The sequence below is a fragment of the Ramlibacter sp. bp-362 genome (genome assembly GCF_054956735.1).
The window spans coordinates 226,803-243,030 of the sequence record NZ_JBUDXE010000005.1 but is presented as its reverse complement, the minus strand read 5'-3'; the positions used below and the strand labels follow the sequence as shown (position 1 = coordinate 243,030).

Sequence of the window (16,228 nt, the reverse complement as noted above, 5' to 3'; positions counted from 1 at the left end):
GGGTACTACATTCCGCCGCATGTTGTCCTATCTGCCGGCCCCCGCCGGCAGCACCAGGAGGGCCGGATGGAACACGCCAGCGCCAGCCGCGCGGCCATCGAGGAGTTGCGCGACGCGGTGCGCCGCTTCGCCGCGGCGGAGATCGCGCCGCTGGCGCGCCGCATCGACCGCGAGGACTGGTTCCCGCGCGAACTCTGGCCACGCCTGGGCGCGCTGGGCGTGCTGGGCCCCACGGTGGACGAGGAGGACGGCGGCCCCGGCCTGGGCTACGCGGCGCACGCGGCGATCTCCGAGGAGATCTCGCGCGCCTCCGGTTCGGTGGGCGTCTCCTATATCGCGCATTCCAACCTGTGCGTGAACCAGATCCGCCTGCACGGCACCACCGCGCAGAAGCGCAAGTACCTGCCGCCGCTGCTCGATGGCGAGGCCGTCGGTGCCCTGGCCATGAGCGAGGCGGAAGCGGGCTCCGACGTCGTCTCCATGAAGCTGCGCGCCCGGGAGGACGGCGACTTCTTCGTCTTCGACGGCACCAAGCTGTGGACCACCAACGGCTGGTACGCCGACACCTTCGTGGTCTACGCCAAGACCGAGCCGGACGCCGGCAAGGCGGGCATCACCGCCTTCATCGTCGACCGGCAGACGCCCGGCTTCGAGACGCGCCAGCGCATGGACAAGCTGGGCATGCGCGGCTCCGGCACCTGCGAGCTGGTGTTCCACGGCTGCCGGGTGCCGCGCGCCAACGTGCTGGGCGAGGTGAACGGCGGCGTGCGCGTGCTGATGCGGGGGCTGGACTACGAGCGGCTGATCGTCGCCTCGGCCTGCGTGGGACTCATGCAGGCGGCGCTCGACATCGTGCTGCCCTACGTGGCGCAGCGGCGCCAGTTCGGCCGGCCGATCGGCGAGTTCCAGCTGGTGCAGGCCAAGCTGGCCGACATGTACACGCGCCTGGGCGCGAGCCGCGCCTACCTGGAGGCGATGTGCGCCCGCGCCGACGCCGGCGAATCCCTGCGCAAGGAAACGGCCAGCGTGGTGCTGTTCGCCGCCGAGGCCGCCACGCAGTCGGCGCTGGACGCGATCCAGTGCCTGGGCGGCAACGGCTACACGACCGAGTACGACGCCGGCCGCCTGCTGCGCGACGCCAAGCTGTACGAGATCGGCGCCGGCACCTCCGAGATCCGGCGCATGCTGATCGGCAGGGAGCTGCTGCGGTGAGGATCACGCACGACGTCGTGGGCAGCGGCGGCACGGCGACGGCGCCGGTGCTGGAGTGCCGCGACGTGGAGCGGCGCTTCGGCGGCCTGGTCGCCGTGACCGGCGTCAACCTGCAGGTGGCGCGCGGCGAGATCTTCGGCCTGGTCGGCCCCAACGGCAGCGGCAAGACCACGCTCACCAACGCGATCACCGGCTTCTTCCCGCCGCAGCGCGGGCGCATCCTGCTGCAGGGACGCGACATCACCGGGCTGGCGCCGCACAAGGTGGCGCGCCTGGGCGTCGCGCGCACCTTCCAGAACCTGGCGCTCTTCAACGGCATGAGCGTGCTGGACAACATCCTGCTCGGGCGCCACGTGCACATGCACCCGGGCGTGCTGCGCACGCTGCTCTATCCCTGGCTCGCGCGGCCCGAGGAGACCCGCAACCGCGAGGTGGTGGAGGAGGTGATCGACTTCCTGCAGCTCGAAGGCGTGCGCGACGAGCCGGTCGACGCGCTGCCGCTGGGCCTGAAGAAGCGCGTGGAGCTGGCGCGCGCCCTGGTCGCGCAACCCGAATTCCTGATGCTGGACGAGCCCATGGCCGGCATGAACCAGGAGGAGAAGGAATACATGGCGCGCTTCGTGCTCGACGCGCGCGACGAGCGCGGCGTCACCGTGCTGATCATCGAGCACCACATGGACATCATCACCGGCCTGTGCGACCGCATGCTGGTGCTGAGCTACGGCGAGGTGATCCGCACCGGCGTGCCGCGCGAGGTGATCGCCGACCCGCGCGTGGTCGAGGCCTACCTGGGAGGCGCGCATGCCGCAGCGGCCTGAAGGCGCCTGGGACTTCGACCCGCAAACGACGCTGGTGCGCCGGCTGGCCGCCAACGCGCAGGCCTTCCCGGACCAGGTGGCGTTCCGCGAGAAGGACCGCGGCATCTGGCAGCAGCTCACCTGGGCCGAGGCCTGCGAGATCGTGCTGCGCCTCGCCGCGGGCCTGCAGGCGAGCGGCCTCGTGGCCGGCGACGGCGTGCTGGTGCTGGGCGACAACCGGCCGCGCCTGTACCTGGGCATGCTCGCCGCCGGCGCGCTGGGCGCCTATCCGATGCCCGTGTTCCCCGACGCCACGCCGGACGAGGCGCTGCACGTCGCCACCGCGCTGCCGGTGCGCTTCGTGCTCGCCGAGGACCAGGAGCAGGTGGACAAGGCGCTGGACCTGCGCGAGCGCGGCGCCACGCTGCCGCACATCGTCCACGACAACCCGCGCGGACTGAACCGCTACAAGGCGCCGGGCCTGCTGGCCTGGTCGGCGCTGGAGCAATTGGGCGCCGAGCGGCTGGAGCTGGAGGCCGGCCTGCGCGATCGGCTGCTGGCCTTGGCGAAGCCGGACGACCCGGCGGTCTTCATCCACTCCTCGGGCACCACGGGCAAGCCCAAGGGCCTGGTGCTCACGCATGCGAATATCCTGAGTGGCGTGCGCAACGCCTACCGTGCCGGCGCCTTCGACTTCGGCGAGTCCATCCTGGCGTACCTGCCCATGGCCTGGGTCGGCGACTTCGCCATCACGATGGGCGCGGGCATCGCGCTGCACTTCACGATCAACATCCCCGAGCGCCAGGAGACGGTGCTGCACGACCTGCGCGAGATCGCGCCCACCTTCTACCTGGCCGCGCCGCGCAGCTGGGACCACCTGCTGACCACGGTGCAGGTGCGCATGGAGGACTCCACGCGGATCAAGCGCGCGCTGTACGAGTGGTTCATGCGCGCCGCGACGGCGGCGGAGCGGCGCAAGCTGGCGGGACAGGCGCCGACGACGGGCCAGAAGCTGATGCGGCCGCTGGGCGAATGGCTGGTGATGGGCCCGATCAAGGACCAGCTGGGGCTCACCCGCCTGCGCAACGCCTTCACCGGCGGCGAGGCCATGGGCGAGGACACCTTCGTCTTCTACCGCGCGCTGGGCGTGCGCCTGCGCCAGCTCTATGGCCAGACGGAGAGCAGCGCCTTCAACGCGATGCAGGCGCCCGACGAGGTGCGCCTGCACACGGTCGGCCGGCCGCTGCCCGGCGTGGACCTGAAGATCGCCGACGACGGCGAGATCCTGGTGCGCTCCGGGAGCGTGTTCGGCGGCTACTTCGGCAACGAGGCGGCGACGGCGGAGACGCTGCGCGGCGAGTGGCTGCACACGGGCGATGCCGGCTACCTGGAGCCGGACGGGCAGCTGGTGGTGCTGGGGCGCCTGTCGGAGGTGGTGCACACCGCGGGCGGCGAGCGCTACATCCCCAACTACATCGAGAACCGGCTCAAGTTCAGCCCCTACATCAAGGACGCTGCCGTGCTGGGCAAGGGCCGCGACAGCCTGGCGGCGATCGTCTGCATCGACCGCGAGACGGTGGGCCACTGGGCGGAGCTGCGCGGCATCTCCTACGTGTCGTATGCGGACCTCTCGCAGAAGCCCGAGGTGGTGGAGCTGGTGGCGCAGGCGGTGCGCCACGTCAACGCGACCCTGCCCGAGCCGCTGAAGCTGCGCCACATCGTCAGCCTGCACAAGGAGTTCGACGCCGACGACGGCGAGATCACGCGCACGCGCAAGCTGCGCCGCAACGTGGTGGAGGAACGCTACGCGCCCATCATCGACGCGATCTACGGCCGGCGCGAGCGCGTGAGCATGCGCGCGCAGGTGGTGTACGAGACCGGCGAGGTCGGCACGACCGAGCGCGAGCTGGCGGTCAAGGAGATCTGATGGACCTGATGTACTTCCTGGAGCTGGCGATCAACGGCGGCCTCGCGGGGCTGATGTACGCGCTGGTGGCCATGGGCATCGTCCTGATCTACAAGTCCTCCTCGGTGCCCAACCTGGCCCAGGGCGCGCTCGTCATGCTGGGCGCCTACGTGGTGCTGGCCTTCGCCGGCGCGCTGAAGCTGTCGATGTGGCTCGCGATCCCGCTGGCGATGGTCACCATGTTCTTCGTCGGCGTGGGCATCGAGCGCGTCGCGCTGCGGCGGCTGGCGGGCCGGCCGATCGTGATGATCCTGATGATGACGCTGGGCATCGACATCTTCCTGCGCTCCACCGCCATGACGATCTGGGGCGGCAGCGGCCGGCCCATGCAGGTGGGCATCGGCGACGCGCCGCTGTTCCTGGGCCCGCTGCTGGTGAACCGGGCCTATGCGATCGGCGCGGCCGTCACGCTGGTGCTGTTCGCGCTGCTGATGCTGTTCTTCCACACCCGGCGCGGCGTGGTGCTGCGGGCGATCGCCGATGACTACATCGCATCCTGGGCGGTCGGCATCTCGGTGGAGCGGGGCGTGGCACTGTCGTGGGCGCTGTCGTCCGTCGTCGCCACCACGGCCGGCGTGCTGTGGGGCTCGGTGCAGACGGTGGACCAGTCGCTGGCGCTGCTGCTGCTCAAGGGCATCACGGTGGGCGTGCTGGGCGGGCTGGACAGCATCGTGGGCGCCGTGCTCGCGGGGCTGCTGCTCGGCATCCTGGAAAGCGTCGCCTCCGGCTACCTGGACCCGAAGCTGGGCGGGGGCACGCGCGAGCTGGTGGTGGCCGCCGTGCTGATCCTCACCATCATGGTCCGGCCGCACGGGCTGTTCGGCCGCGTGGACATCGAAAGGGTCTGAAGCGTGTTCTACCGCCGCGCCGGCATCTTCCACACCAGCTACGCGGGTGACCGCGCGCTGTTCCCCATCCCCTTCGAGCAGCGGGCGATGGTGGTGCTGCTGCTGTTCGCGCTGGCCGCGCCCTGGCTTTTGAGCTCGCTCGCGCTCACCAGCTACGTGCGGCCCTGGCTGATCTGGACTTCGGCGGTGCTGGGCCTCAACCTGATCCTGGGCTGGACGGGCCAGTTCCACTTCGGCTACGCCGCGATCATGGGCATCGGCGCCTACACCTCGGTGCACGCAGCGCGCGCCGGCGTGCCCTGGGAGCTCGCCATCCTGCTCGCCGGCGCGATGGCGACGGCCGTGGGCGTGGTGTTCGCGTTCGCCGCGCTGCGCGTGAAGGGCCTGTACCTGGCGCTCTCCACGCTGGCGATGCAGTTCGTGATCGACTGGGTGATCTCGCACGTGCCGGCCATCAGCGGCGGCATCGCGGCCACGCTGCAGGCGCCGCCCATGAAGCTGCTCGGCCAGGCGATCACGTCCGAGGCGGGAACCTACTACGTCGTGCTCGCCTGGACGGTGCTGGTGACGGTGTTCATGCTGAACCTGCGCCGCACGGCCCTGGGCCGCGCGCTGGTCGCCGTGCGCGAGAAGGACTACGCGGCCGCCGCCATCGGCGTGCAGGCCTTCCGCTACAAGCTGGTCGCCTTCGCCGCCTCCGCCTTCATCGGCGGCGTGAGCGGCGCCATGCTGATCTTCGGCTTCTACCACGCGGTGACGGCGGAGCAGTTCGCGGTGAACGTCTCGATCGAGCTGCTGGCGATGGTGATCGTGGGCGGCCTGGGCAGCATCATCGGCAGCTTCTTCGGCACGGCCTTCATCCTGCTGCTGCCGGGACAGATGCACGCGCTGGTCGCCTGGCTGGCGCGCACGCTGGGCCTGGACATCGGCATCGAGGCGCTCGCGCACATCCCGAACATGGTGTACGGCGCCACCATCGTGGTGGTTCTGCTGGCGGAGCCCATGGGACTGGGCAAGCTGTACGGCAACGTGCGCAACTACCTGCTCGTCTGGCCCTTCGGCTACGTGCGCAAATAGGAGCGGCCATGGACGCGCGCGACGCCCCCATCCTGGACATCAACAACATCGAGGTGATCTACGACCACGTGGCGCTCGCCATCAAGGGCGTGTCGCTGCGGGTCCCGCAGGGCGGGATGGTGGCGCTGCTGGGCGCCAACGGCGCCGGCAAGAGCACGACGTTGAAGGCCGTGAGCGGCCTGCTGCGGCCCGAGCGCGGCCAGGTCACGCGCGGCGAACTGCGCTTCCAGGGCCGCGACATCGACCGCCTGCTGCCGCAGCAGCGGGTGAAGCTCGGGATCGTGCAGGTGCTGGAGGGGCGGCGCGTGTTCGAACACCTCTCGGCCGACGAGAACCTCGTGGCCGCCTCCGCCGTGGCGGGCAGCAGCCGGCAGGACACGCAGCGCCGGCGCGACCTGGTGTACAGCTACTTCCCGCGCCTGTACGAGCGGCGCACCGCCGCCTCGGGCTTCCTCTCGGGCGGCGAGCAGCAGATGCTGGCGATCGGCCGCGCCCTCATGACGGCGCCGCGCCTGCTGATGCTGGACGAGCCGAGCCTGGGCCTGGCGCCGGTGCTGGTGGCGGAGATCTTCGAGATCGTCGCGCGCATCAACCGGCAGGAGGGCCTGTCGGTGCTGCTGGTGGAGCAGAACGCCATCGCCGCGCTGGAGGTCGTCTCGCACGGCTACCTGATGGAGCAGGGCCGCATCGTCATGCACGACACGGCGCAGGCCATGAAGAACAACCCCGACATCCAGCAGTTCTACCTGGGTGGCAGCGAGGGCAAGGACTTCCACGAGATCAAGCACTACAGCCGCCGCAAGAGGTGGCTCAGTTGACCCGCTTTCGGCACCACGCTCCGGGCAGCGCGCGTACTTGGCGTCCGGCAGCGGCCATTCCACCGTACGCAGGAGACATGCCATGAAGAGATCCTTGCTATCGACGCTCGCGGGGCTGGCCCTGCTGGCGGCATCCACGGGGGCGCAGGCGCAGGCGGGCAACAGCGTGAAGGTCGGGCTGTGCTACGACCTGAGCAAGGCCTACACCTTCATCACGCCGCAGATCGTGCAGGCCGTGAAGGACTACGCGACGCTGCTCAACGCCAAGGGCGGCCTCGAGGGCCACCCGATCGAGGTGGTGGTGCAGGACCACGGCAACGAGCCGCAGCGCGGCATCGAGTGCTACGAGAAGCTCAAGCGGGAAGGCGTGATGGTGTTCGACTACCTGTCCACGCCGGTGTCGCGCGCCGTGCTGCCGCGCCACATGGCCGACGGCAACGTCATGCTGCAGTCCTTCGTCGGCCGCGGCGACGCGGTGGACGGGGACGTCTTCAAGTGGGTGTTCCCGATCGGGCCGACCTACTGGGGCCAGATGGCAAACGACATCCAGTACCTCAAGGACGTGCACAAGGGCAACCTGAAGGGCAAGAAGATCGCCTTCATCTACCCGGACTACGCCTTCGGCCAGGAGCCCATCCCCGTGCTGAAGACGCTGGCGGCCAAGGAAGGCTTCGAACTGGGCCTGTTCCCGAACCCGCTGCCCGGGCGTGACCAGGCCGCCGTGTGGACGCAGATCCGCCGCTTCGACCCCGACCACGTGATCACCTGGAACCTCTCGGCGATGCACGTGGTGGCGGCCAAGGAGATGAAGCGCAACGGCATCCCGATGGACAAGCTCATCTCGGTGAACTGGTTCAACGAGGTGGACATCCGCAACATCGGCGCGGCCGAGGCCAAGGGCATGAAGCGCGGCACCAACGTCGTGGGCGGCAAGGACCACCCGCTGATGCAGCAGATCCAGAAGGAGGTCTACGGCGCCGGCAAGGGCAACGGCGACCCGAAGAACATGGACGACATCTACTACAACACCGGGCTCGCCATGTACTCGGTGACCTTCGAGGGCCTGCGCCAGGCGATCAGGCAGGGCGGCTGGCCGCTCACGCCGGCCAAGATCAAGACCGGCCTGGAAAGCCTGCGCAACTTCGACGCCAACGGCTTCATCGCGCCGGTCACCGTGACCGCCAGCGACCACGGCGGCGGCGGCAAGACCCGCATCGACATGTGGGACGGCACGAAGTGGGTGCCGCAGTCCGGCTGGATCTCCGCCTACGGCGACGTGGTCGACCAGGTGGTGAAGACGCAGTCGGCGGAGTTCGCGAAGACCGGCAAGTGAGGCGTCATTCGTCGTCCTCCCCGTCCTCGGCATCGATCCGCTCCATGTTCTCCAGCATCTTCAGCAGGTAGTGCACGGAGTGGACCATGTCGTTGACGGAGAAGCCGGCGAGCGCCTCCTCGTAGTAGGCGTGGATCTTGGGCAGCGCCTGGCGCTGCCAGACCTGGCGGCCGCCGGCCGTCATGCGCACCAGGCGTGAGCGGCCGTCCTGCGGGTCGGCCGCGCTTTCCACGCGGCCGTCGCGCTCCAGCCGGCCCACCACGCCGGCCAGGTTCTGGCGGCTGACCATCAGGTAGCGGGCCAGGTCGCCGAGCTTCATGCCGGCCGCGGCCTGGGGCCGCGACAGCGCGCCGAGCACCGCCCACTGCTGCGTGGTGAGCCCGTGCGCCTCGATCGCGCGGGAGCCGGTTTTATGCAGCATGTTGGCGCACTGGTACAGGCGGAAGAACAGCCGGTTGGCCAGCTCCATGCGCGTTTCGGTTCGTTTGTCCATAGGAGTATTTCAGTGTCGGACGCCGGGGCGGACGGCCTTGCCGGCCCGGCCCCCGGCTCCTAATATATGTCCACATGTTGACATATGTCGACAGGCAAGGAGCACACGATGCAGGGGCTGGCGGGCAAGGTGGCGGTCGTCACGGGCGGGGGCGGCGGCATCGGCGGGGCGACCTGCCGGCGCTTCGCGCGCGAGGGTGCGAAGGTGGCCGTGTGCGACCGCGACCTCGCCTCGGCGCAGGCCGTCGCGCAGGCGATTGTCGCGGACGGCGGCGAGGCGCTCGCGCTCCCCTGCGACATCACCGACCGGGCGACGGTCGACGCCGCGGTGGCCGAGGTGCTGGCGCGCTTCGCAGCGATCGACATCCTGGTGAACAACGCGGGCTGGGACGTCTTCCTGCCCTTCACCAAGACGGAGCCCGCGCAGTGGGAGCGGCTGATCGCCGTCAACCTGGTCGGCGCGCTGCACATGCACCACGCCGTGCTGCCGCACATGGTGGAGCGCCGCGCCGGGCGCATCGTCAACATCGCGTCCGACGCGGCCCGGGTGGGCTCCTCGGGCGAGGCGGTGTATGCCGCCTGCAAGGGCGGGCTGGTCGCCTTCTCCAAGACCCTGGCGCGCGAGCACGCGCGCCACGGGATCACGGTCAACGTCGTCTGCCCGGGCCCCACCGACACGGCCCTGTTCGCCGACTACAAGAAGGGCGCGGGCAATCCCGAGAAGCTGGAGGAGGCCTTCCGCCGCTCCATTCCCCTGGGCCGCATCGGCCAGCCCGGGGACCTGCCCGGCGCCATCGCCTTCTTCGCGAGCGACGACGCCGCCTACGTCACCGGCCAGGTGCTGAGCGTCTCGGGCGGGCTGACCATGGCCGGCTGAACCGACAACGACACACGACAAGGACGACACCCATGGAGTACGAAGACCTGCTGGTCGAGACGCGCAACGGCGTGGCCTGGATCACCATCAACCGCCCCGAGAAGATGAACGCCTTCCGCGGCCGGACCTGCGAGGAACTGATCCGGGCGCTCAACCGCGCCGGCTACGACCCCTCCATCGGCGCCATCGTGCTGGCGGGCGCCGGCGACCGCGCCTTCTGCACGGGCGGCGACCAGTCGGCGCACGACGGCAACTACGACGGCCGCGGCACGATCGGCCTGCCGATCGAGGAACTGCACGCCACGATCCGCGACGTGCCCAAGCCGGTGATCGCGCGCGTGCAGGGCTTCGCCATCGGCGGCGGCAACGTGCTCGCCACCCTGTGCGACCTCACGATCTGCTCCGACAAGGCGATCTTCGGCCAGGTCGGCCCGAAGATGGGCTCGGTGGACCCGGGCTACGGCACGGCCTTCCTCGCCCGCATCGTGGGCGAGAAGAAGGCGCGCGAGATCTGGTACCTGTGCCGGCGCTACTCCGGCGAGCAGGCCGTCGCGATGGGGCTCGCCAACATCTGCGTGCCGCACGAGGAACTGGACACCGTCGTGCAGCAGTGGGCCGAGGAGATCTGCGAGCGCAGCCCCACGGCCATCGCGATCGCCAAGCGCAGCTTCAACATGGACACGGCGCACCAGGCGGGCATCGCCGGCATGGGCATGTACGCGCTGAAGCTCTATTACGACACGGCGGAGTCGCGCGAAGGCGTGCAGGCGCTGAAGGAGAAGCGCAAGCCCGAGTTCCGCAAGCACGCGAAGTAGGGCGTCCGTGCGCAGCCCCTACCTCGACGACACGCTGGAGGAACTGGCGCAGCACGCGCGCCGCTTCGCCGCCGAACGCGTGGCGCCCGGCTTCCAGGAGCGCGACCGCACGCGCGTGCTCGATCGCGGGCTGATGCGGGCGATGGGCGAGCTGGGTTTCATCGCGCCGGAGCTGCCCGAGGCCTGCGGCGGGCAGGGCCTCGGCTGCCTCGCCGCCGGCGTGATCCACGAGGAAATCGCGCGGGCGGACCTGAGCATGTCCTACGTGAACCTGCTCGCCTCGCTCAACGGCCAGATCCTGTCGCAGCACGGCAACCCGGAGCTCGCGCGCCCCTGGCTGCAGCGGCTCACGCGGGGCGAGGCGCTGCTCGCGATCGCGCTCACCGAGCCTCGCGGCGGCTCGGATGCGGCGAACCTGCAGTTGCGCGTGGAGCGCGTCGGCGACGCCTACGTGCTGAACGGCGAGAAGACCTCGATCTCCGCCGCGGACCAGGCCGACGCGATCATCGTGTTCGGCCGCACGGGGAGCGCCGAATCGGGCGCGCACGGCGTCACCGCGCTGCTCGTGCCGGGCGACGCGCCCGGCCTCACGCGCACCCGCTTCGACTGCCACGGCCAGCGCGCGATCGGCCGCGGCTCGCTCTTCTTCGAGAACGTGCGCGTGCCGCTGGACCACCGCCTGGGCGAGGAGAACCGCGGCTTCGTGCAGGTGATGCAGGGCTTCGACTTCTCGCGCGCGCTGATCGGCCTGCAGGTGCTCGCGGTCGCCCGCATCGCGCTGGAGGAGGCCTGGGCTTACGCCGCGCAGCGCGAGGCTTTCGGCAAGCCGATCGCGGCCTTCCAGGGCGTGTCGCATCCGCTGGCGGCGCTGCAGACGCAGGTGGAAGCGGCGCGGCTGCTGTGCCTGCAGGCGCTGTGGCTGAAGGACCAGGGCCTGCCGCACGGCGCCGAGGCGGCCATGTGCAAGTGGTGGGCGCCGCAGCTGGCCTACGAGACGGTGCACCAGTGCCTGCTCGCCTTCGGCCACGGCGGCTACGACCGCGGCGTGATGGAGCAGCGCCTGCGCGACGTGCTGGGCTTCCAGATCGGCGACGGCACCGCGCCGATCATGAAGACCGTGATCGCCCGCGCCCACGCGGGGCGGCACGCGGTGCCGAACTAGGCCTCGTTGGCGGCGAGCGCGGGCATCTCCAGCGCGCCGCTGACTTCCGTGAGCTGCCGGGAGACCGGCAGCGCCTGCGGGTACTCGCGCGCCAGGAAGGCGATCAGCCCTTCGCGCATCTTGCAGCGCAGGTCGAAGGCCTTGCCGGAGTTGACCGAGGACACCAGGATCCGCACCTGGATCGTGCGCTCGGTGGCGTCGGTCACCTGCACCGCGAACACGCGCTGGTCCCATTCCGGCAGGGTCTCCACCAGCCGCTTCGCTTCGGCGCGCAGCGGCTCGATCGGGGTGGCGTAGTCCAGGTAGAGGTACACCGTGCCGAGGATCTGCGAGCCCGTGCGCGTCCAGTTCTCGAACGGGTTCTCGATGAACCACTGCAGCGGGATGATCAGGCGCCGCTCGTCCCAGATCTTCAGCACCACGTAGGTGCCGGTGATCTCCTCGACGCGGCCCCATTCGCCCTTGACGATCAGCACGTCGTCCAGCCGGATCGGCTGCGCCAGCGCGAGCTGCAGGCCCGCGATCAGGTTGGCGAACACCGGCCGGGCGGCCAGGCCGCCGATGATGCCCAGCACCCCGGCGGAGGCCAGCAGGCTGGCGCCGACCTGGCGCGCGCTCGGGAAGGTCATGAGCGCCATGGCGATGCCGGCGATCATCACGATCACCTGGGCGCTTCGGCTCAGGACATTGGTCTGCGTCTGGATGCGCCGCGCCTGCAGGTTGTCGTCGACGGTGACCGGGTGGCGTTCGATCACGCCGCGGGCCAGGCCGCCGATGACGGACACCGTGAACCAGGTGAGCGAGCCGATCAGCAGCAGCGAGGTCACGTGCCGCACCGTCCGCAGGTAGGGCAGCTCCGGCGGGGCGGCCTGCCACACCATCAGCAGCGCCAGCATCGGGAAGGCCATGGCGCCGGCGCGCTCGGTGGCGGCCAGCACGCACAGCAGCAGCGGGTTGCCGCGGGCCAGCCGGTGCAGCGTCGCGCGCAGCACGTGGCGGCCGATCATGGCGGCCGCGACCGCGACGAGGGCGACGACGGCCGTCGCCAGCCAGGGATGGGTGTTCAGCAGTTCCGTCATTCGTCCGCAGGGGTCTCCGGTTCAGGCCGCAGGCCGGCCGGTTCGCTGGCGCCGTCGACCAGCGCCGGGGTGTTCTGGCGCAGGTCGGCCTTCTCGCCGGCGCTCGCGAACTTGCTGTACTTGTGCAGGATCTTCACGAGCTGGCCGTAGATGCGGGGGTTGCCCGCCACGCATTCGCGCTGCTCCAGGAAGTCCGCCTCGCCGGTGAAGTTGCCCACCAGGCCGCCGGCCTCGGTGATCAGGAGCGATCCGGCGGCCACGTCCCAGGGCGACAGGCCGGTTTCGAAGAAGCCGTCGCTGTAGCCGGCCGCCACGTACGCGAGGTCGAGGGCGGCGGCGCCCGGGCGGCGCAGGCCGGCCGTGCGCTTCATCACATCGGCCATCATGCGCAGGTACACGTTGAAGTTGTCGCCCGGCCGGAAGGGGAAGCCGGTGGAGACCAGCGACTCCTTCAGCTGCGTGCGCTTGCTCACGCGGATGCGCCGGTCGTTGAGGTAGGCGCCGCGGCCGCGCGTGGCGGTGAACAGGTCGTTGCGGGTCGGGTCGTACACCACGGCCTGCTCGGCGCGGCCCTTCACCAGCAGCGCGATGCTGACGCAGTAGAACGGGAAGCCGTGGATGAAGTTGGTGGTGCCGTCCAGGGGATCGATCAGCCAGACGTGGTCGGAGCTGGCCGAGCCGTGCTCGCGGCCCGATTCCTCGGCCCAGATGCCGTGGTCGGGGTAGGCGGTCAGCAGCGTCTCGATGACGGCGCGCTCGCTGGCGTGGTCGACCTCGGTGACGAAGTCGTTGACCTGCTTCTGCGAGATGCGGACCGACTCCACGTCGAGCGCGGCCCGGTTGATGATCGCGCCGGCGGCGCGGGCGGCCTTGACGGCCACGTTGAGCATGGGGTGCTGGTTGGACGACATGGGTTGTGCAAGAGCTTCGTCCGGGGGGACGGGGCAGGCCGCCGATGCGGCTGCGGATGCCCCGGATTCTACCGGCCGCCGTGCCGGACAATGGCGGCATGGCCACCCGCTTCGTCCTGATCCAGACCAGCCACGCCGGCAACGTCGGCGCCGTCGCCCGCGCCATGAAGGTGATGGGCTTCGACGACCTGGTGCTGGTGCAACCGCGCTGGGACGACGTGCTCACGCGCGAGGAGACCATCGAGCGCGCGAGCGGCGCGGCCGACGTGCTGGCGCGGGCGCGCGCCGTCGCCAGCCTCGACGAGGCGCTCGAAGGCATGACCCACCTGTGCGCCACGGTGATGACGCCGCGCGACTTCGGCCCGCCCACGCGCACGCCGCGCGAGCACCTCGGCGCCATCGCGCCGACCGGCCAGCACGTCGCGTTCCTCTTCGGCTCCGAGCGCTACGGCATGCGCAACGAGGACGTGTACCGCTGCCATGCGGCGCTGCGCATCCCGGTGGCGCCGGACTACGGCTCGCTGAACCTGGCGGCGGCCGTCCAGGTGATCGCCTACGAGTGGCGCATGGCGCTGGGCGGCTTCGACGCGCCGGCGGTCCCCGCGCCCGAGGCGGCCGATGCCGCGGCCCTGGGGGGCATGCTGCGGCACTGGGAGCAGGCGCTGGTGGACGTCGGCTTCCTCGATCCGGCCGCGCCGAAGAAGCTGATGCCGCGGCTGAACCAGTTGTTCAACCGCGCGCAACCGACCCCCGAGGAAATCCACATCCTGCGAGGTGTCGCCAGGGCCATGGCCGAGGCGGGCAGGAAGGGCAGGCCTTAGACTGCGGGTCAACCCGACGGCCATCCATGTTCAACCGCCTGCGTTCCGACATCCAGTGCATCCTCGACCGCGACCCTGCCGCGCGCAGCAAGTGGGAGGTGGTCACGTGCTATCCGGGCCTGCACGCGCTGGTGCTGCACCGCGGCTCGCACTGGCTTTGGCAGCGCGGCCTGCGCTGGCTGGCCCGCTTCGTCTCGCAGTTCTCGCGCTGGCTCACCGGCATCGAGATCCACCCGGGCGCGCGCATCGGCGACGGCGTGTTCATCGACCACGGCATGGGCGTCGTGATCGGCGAGACGGCCGAAGTGGGCGACGGCTGCACGATCTACCAGGGCGTGACGCTGGGCGGCACTTCGCTCACCAAGGGCTCCAAGCGCCATCCGACGCTGGGGCGCAACGTGGTCGTCGGCGCGGGCGCCAAGGTGCTGGGCGGGTTCACCGTCGGCGACGACGCGGCGATCGGCTCCAACGCGGTGGTGACCAAGCCCGTGCCCGCGGGCGCCACGGCCGTGGGCATCCCGGCGCGCATCATCCAGGCCGAGGATTCGGCCCGGCGCGAGGCGGCGGCGGCCAAGATGGGCTTCTCGGCCTACGGCGTCACGGCCAGCGACGACCCGCTGTCGCAGGCCATGAAGGGCCTGATCGACAACGCCGCCACCCAGGAACACCAGATCGCCCTGCTGTGGCAGGCCATCGAGAAACTCTCCGACCCGCACCGCGGCGAACCCTGCGTGCCGCTGGACGCGCAGACGAAGGAGAGCTTCGAGAAGGACAGGCTGACGCAACTCGTGGGCAAGTAGCCCGCCCAACCGTCAGCGTTGCCGCACCGCGCTCTTCGGCCGGAACGCCTTGCAGACCTCGTCGTTCGTCTCGAGGTAGGGCCCGCCGATCAGGTCCACGCAGTAGGGCACGGCGGCGAAGATGCCGCTCACGACCTGCTTGCCGTCTTCCTTCAGGCCTTCCAGCGTCTCCTGGATCGCCTTGGGCTGCCCCGGCAGGTTGATGATCAGGCTTTTGCCGCGGATCACGGCAACCTGCCGCGACAGGATCGCCGTCGGCACGAAGCGCAGGCTGACCTGCCGCATCTGCTCGCCGAAGCCGGGCATTTCCTTGTCGGCGACGGCCAGCGTCGCCTCGGGCGTCACGTCGCGCGGCGCCGGGCCGGTGCCGCCCGTGGTGAGCACGAGCGAGCAGCCGGCGTCGACCAGCTCGATCAGCGTCGCGCTGATGCGCTCCTTCTCGTCGGGGATCAGCCGCTCCTGGAAGGCGATGGGGTTCTTCAGCGCGCGCGCGAGCCAGTCCTTCAGCGCGGGCAGGCCCTTGTCCTCGTACACGCCGCTGGAGGCGCGGTCGCTGATCGAGACGATGCCGATGGTGATGGGGTCGTGGTCAGCCATGTTCTTCCTGCTCCAGGTGCCCGCGCACCAGCTGGAAGATCTCGCGGTAGGCGCGGCCGCGGCGCGGCGCCTCCCCCCGCGAGACCTCGTCCTGGGTCGGCGTGCCGTCCTTGCGCGCCTGGCGGATCAGCGCGCGCAGCTGCTGCACGTCGGTGTCCGGGTGCGCCTGCAGCCAGGGCTGCAGGGCGTCGTCGCTGGCGATCAGGTCGTCGCGCCATTTCTCCGCCGCGTGCAGCGCCAGGGTCTGCTGCGCCGAGCCGCTGCGCTGTTCGTCCAGCGCCCCGCGGATGGCGGCCAGTGTGTCGGGCTCCAGCCCGCGCATCAGCTTGCCCACGTATTGCAGCTGGCGCCGGCGGCCTTCGAAGTTGCTGATGCGCCGCAGCTCGTCGAGTGCCGTCAGCAGGTTCTCGGGCAGCGCCAGGCGCTCCATGAGGTCCGCGCGCAGCGTGAGCAGGGCCTCGCCGAGCTTCTGCAGTTCGGCGCTTTCCTTCTTCAGTTCGGTGCGGCTCGGCTCGGTGCCGCGCAGCTCGGCCTGCAGCGCGAGATCGAGTTCGCTGCCCTCGGCGACGAACTGGCCCTTGACGAAATAGCCCTTGCGGGGTTTGCGAGGCATGCGTGGGAAT

Annotated in this window: 17 protein-coding genes; 12 read left to right on the top strand and 5 right to left on the bottom strand. The window is 70.4% G+C overall.

The window, feature by feature from the left end:
* Positions 1–66 precede the first annotated feature (66 nt).
* The 7 genes from ACY0MJ_RS09080 (at position 67) to ACY0MJ_RS09050 (ending at position 8,051) form a co-directional block, all read left to right on the top strand.
* Positions 67–1,212 carry an acyl-CoA dehydrogenase family protein gene (locus tag ACY0MJ_RS09080; RefSeq protein WP_462638065.1) on the top strand — a complete coding sequence of 382 codons (1,146 nt, stop codon included), beginning with the start codon at positions 67–69 and terminating at the stop codon, positions 1,210–1,212.
* Positions 1,209–2,030 carry an ABC transporter ATP-binding protein gene (locus ACY0MJ_RS09075; RefSeq protein ID WP_462638063.1) on the top strand — a complete coding sequence of 274 codons (822 nt, stop codon included), beginning with the start codon at positions 1,209–1,211 and terminating at the stop codon, positions 2,028–2,030. Before ACY0MJ_RS09080 ends, ACY0MJ_RS09075 begins: the two co-directional genes overlap by 4 nt.
* On the top strand, positions 2,014–3,936 hold the full coding sequence (locus ACY0MJ_RS09070; protein WP_462638061.1) for an AMP-dependent synthetase/ligase: 1,923 nt from the start codon (positions 2,014–2,016) through the stop codon (positions 3,934–3,936). The genes ACY0MJ_RS09075 and ACY0MJ_RS09070 overlap by 17 nt, the downstream gene beginning before the upstream one ends.
* Positions 3,936–4,823 carry a branched-chain amino acid ABC transporter permease gene (locus ACY0MJ_RS09065; protein ID WP_462638059.1) on the top strand — a complete coding sequence of 296 codons (888 nt, stop codon included), beginning with the start codon at positions 3,936–3,938 and terminating at the stop codon, positions 4,821–4,823. Before ACY0MJ_RS09070 ends, ACY0MJ_RS09065 begins: the two co-directional genes overlap by 1 nt.
* A gap of 3 nt (positions 4,824–4,826) precedes the next feature.
* A complete protein-coding gene (locus tag ACY0MJ_RS09060) occupies positions 4,827–5,900 on the top strand; it encodes a branched-chain amino acid ABC transporter permease (RefSeq protein ID WP_462638058.1) in 1,074 nt (357 codons plus the stop codon).
* A gap of 8 nt (positions 5,901–5,908) precedes the next feature.
* Positions 5,909–6,718, top strand: coding sequence for an ABC transporter ATP-binding protein (locus ACY0MJ_RS09055; RefSeq protein WP_462638057.1), 810 nt, complete (start codon positions 5,909–5,911; stop codon positions 6,716–6,718).
* Positions 6,719–6,800: 82 nt separating this feature from the next.
* Positions 6,801–8,051, top strand: a complete 1,251-nt coding sequence (locus tag ACY0MJ_RS09050) for an ABC transporter substrate-binding protein (protein WP_462638056.1) — start codon at positions 6,801–6,803, stop codon at positions 8,049–8,051.
* A 4-nt stretch (positions 8,052–8,055) separates the two neighbouring features.
* Here the strand turns inward: ACY0MJ_RS09050 and ACY0MJ_RS09045 are convergent, their stop codons facing one another.
* On the bottom strand, positions 8,056–8,544 hold the full coding sequence (locus ACY0MJ_RS09045) for a MarR family winged helix-turn-helix transcriptional regulator (protein WP_462638055.1): 489 nt from the start codon (positions 8,542–8,544) through the stop codon (positions 8,056–8,058).
* A 108-nt stretch (positions 8,545–8,652) separates the two neighbouring features.
* Here ACY0MJ_RS09045 and badH point away from each other — a divergent pair, with 108 nt between their 5' ends.
* Genes badH through aliB form a run of 3 tightly spaced genes read left to right on the top strand, consistent with a single transcriptional unit; the run spans position 8,653 to position 11,397 of the window.
* Positions 8,653–9,420, top strand: coding sequence for a 2-hydroxycyclohexanecarboxyl-CoA dehydrogenase (badH, locus tag ACY0MJ_RS09040; protein WP_462638188.1), 768 nt, complete (start codon positions 8,653–8,655; stop codon positions 9,418–9,420).
* A 32-nt stretch (positions 9,421–9,452) separates the two neighbouring features.
* Positions 9,453–10,235 (top strand): 2-ketocyclohexanecarboxyl-CoA hydrolase, encoded by a 783-nt coding sequence (gene badI / locus ACY0MJ_RS09035; RefSeq protein WP_462638054.1) that lies wholly within the window; start codon positions 9,453–9,455, stop codon positions 10,233–10,235.
* A gap of 7 nt (positions 10,236–10,242) precedes the next feature.
* Complete coding sequence (aliB, locus tag ACY0MJ_RS09030) at positions 10,243–11,397, top strand: cyclohexanecarboxyl-CoA dehydrogenase (RefSeq protein WP_462638053.1); 1,155 nt, start codon at positions 10,243–10,245, stop codon at positions 11,395–11,397.
* On the opposite strand, the gene ACY0MJ_RS09025 is transcribed toward aliB, so the two are convergent.
* Positions 11,394–12,476 carry a mechanosensitive ion channel family protein gene (locus ACY0MJ_RS09025; protein WP_462638052.1) on the bottom strand — a complete coding sequence of 361 codons (1,083 nt, stop codon included), beginning with the start codon at positions 12,474–12,476 and terminating at the stop codon, positions 11,394–11,396. The genes aliB and ACY0MJ_RS09025 overlap by 4 nt on opposite strands.
* On the bottom strand, positions 12,473–13,387 hold the full coding sequence (locus tag ACY0MJ_RS09020; RefSeq protein ID WP_462638051.1) for an inositol monophosphatase family protein: 915 nt from the start codon (positions 13,385–13,387) through the stop codon (positions 12,473–12,475). The genes ACY0MJ_RS09025 and ACY0MJ_RS09020 overlap by 4 nt, the downstream gene beginning before the upstream one ends.
* Positions 13,388–13,485: 98 nt before the next feature.
* Here ACY0MJ_RS09020 and ACY0MJ_RS09015 point away from each other — a divergent pair, with 98 nt between their 5' ends.
* On the top strand, positions 13,486–14,208 hold the full coding sequence (locus ACY0MJ_RS09015) for an RNA methyltransferase (protein WP_462638050.1): 723 nt from the start codon (positions 13,486–13,488) through the stop codon (positions 14,206–14,208).
* A gap of 26 nt (positions 14,209–14,234) precedes the next feature.
* A complete protein-coding gene (cysE, locus tag ACY0MJ_RS09010) occupies positions 14,235–15,008 on the top strand; it encodes a serine O-acetyltransferase (RefSeq protein ID WP_462638049.1) in 774 nt (257 codons plus the stop codon).
* Between the two features lie 12 nt (positions 15,009–15,020).
* On the opposite strand, the gene mog is transcribed toward cysE, so the two are convergent.
* On the bottom strand, positions 15,021–15,605 hold the full coding sequence (gene mog, locus ACY0MJ_RS09005; protein WP_462638047.1) for a molybdopterin adenylyltransferase: 585 nt from the start codon (positions 15,603–15,605) through the stop codon (positions 15,021–15,023).
* Positions 15,598–16,218, bottom strand: a complete 621-nt coding sequence (gene yjgA, locus ACY0MJ_RS09000; protein ID WP_462638045.1) for a ribosome biogenesis factor YjgA — start codon at positions 16,216–16,218, stop codon at positions 15,598–15,600. Before yjgA ends, mog begins: the two co-directional genes overlap by 8 nt.
* Positions 16,219–16,228: the final 10 nt, after the last annotated feature.

What these genes read in the sequence shown, in the direction of transcription:
- ACY0MJ_RS09080 (WP_462638065.1), top strand. Translation starts at nt 67, where the DNA reads ATGGAACACGCCAGCGCCAGCCGCGCGGCCATCGAGGAGTTGCGCGAC.
- mog (WP_462638047.1), bottom strand. Translation starts at nt 15,605, where the DNA reads ATGGCTGACCACGACCCCATCACCATCGGCATCGTCTCGATCAGCGAC.
- ACY0MJ_RS09055 (WP_462638057.1), top strand. Translation starts at nt 5,909, where the DNA reads ATGGACGCGCGCGACGCCCCCATCCTGGACATCAACAACATCGAGGTG.
- cysE (WP_462638049.1), top strand. Translation starts at nt 14,235, where the DNA reads ATGTTCAACCGCCTGCGTTCCGACATCCAGTGCATCCTCGACCGCGAC.
- ACY0MJ_RS09015 (WP_462638050.1), top strand. Translation starts at nt 13,486, where the DNA reads ATGGCCACCCGCTTCGTCCTGATCCAGACCAGCCACGCCGGCAACGTC.
- ACY0MJ_RS09050 (WP_462638056.1), top strand. Translation starts at nt 6,801, where the DNA reads ATGAAGAGATCCTTGCTATCGACGCTCGCGGGGCTGGCCCTGCTGGCG.
- ACY0MJ_RS09065 (WP_462638059.1), top strand. Translation starts at nt 3,936, where the DNA reads ATGGACCTGATGTACTTCCTGGAGCTGGCGATCAACGGCGGCCTCGCG.
- badH (WP_462638188.1), top strand. Translation starts at nt 8,653, where the DNA reads ATGCAGGGGCTGGCGGGCAAGGTGGCGGTCGTCACGGGCGGGGGCGGC.
- ACY0MJ_RS09025 (WP_462638052.1), bottom strand. Translation starts at nt 12,476, where the DNA reads ATGACGGAACTGCTGAACACCCATCCCTGGCTGGCGACGGCCGTCGTC.
- badI (WP_462638054.1), top strand. Translation starts at nt 9,453, where the DNA reads ATGGAGTACGAAGACCTGCTGGTCGAGACGCGCAACGGCGTGGCCTGG.
- yjgA (WP_462638045.1), bottom strand. Translation starts at nt 16,218, where the DNA reads ATGCCTCGCAAACCCCGCAAGGGCTATTTCGTCAAGGGCCAGTTCGTC.
- ACY0MJ_RS09020 (WP_462638051.1), bottom strand. Translation starts at nt 13,387, where the DNA reads ATGTCGTCCAACCAGCACCCCATGCTCAACGTGGCCGTCAAGGCCGCC.
- ACY0MJ_RS09045 (WP_462638055.1), bottom strand. Translation starts at nt 8,544, where the DNA reads ATGGACAAACGAACCGAAACGCGCATGGAGCTGGCCAACCGGCTGTTC.
- ACY0MJ_RS09070 (WP_462638061.1), top strand. Translation starts at nt 2,014, where the DNA reads ATGCCGCAGCGGCCTGAAGGCGCCTGGGACTTCGACCCGCAAACGACG.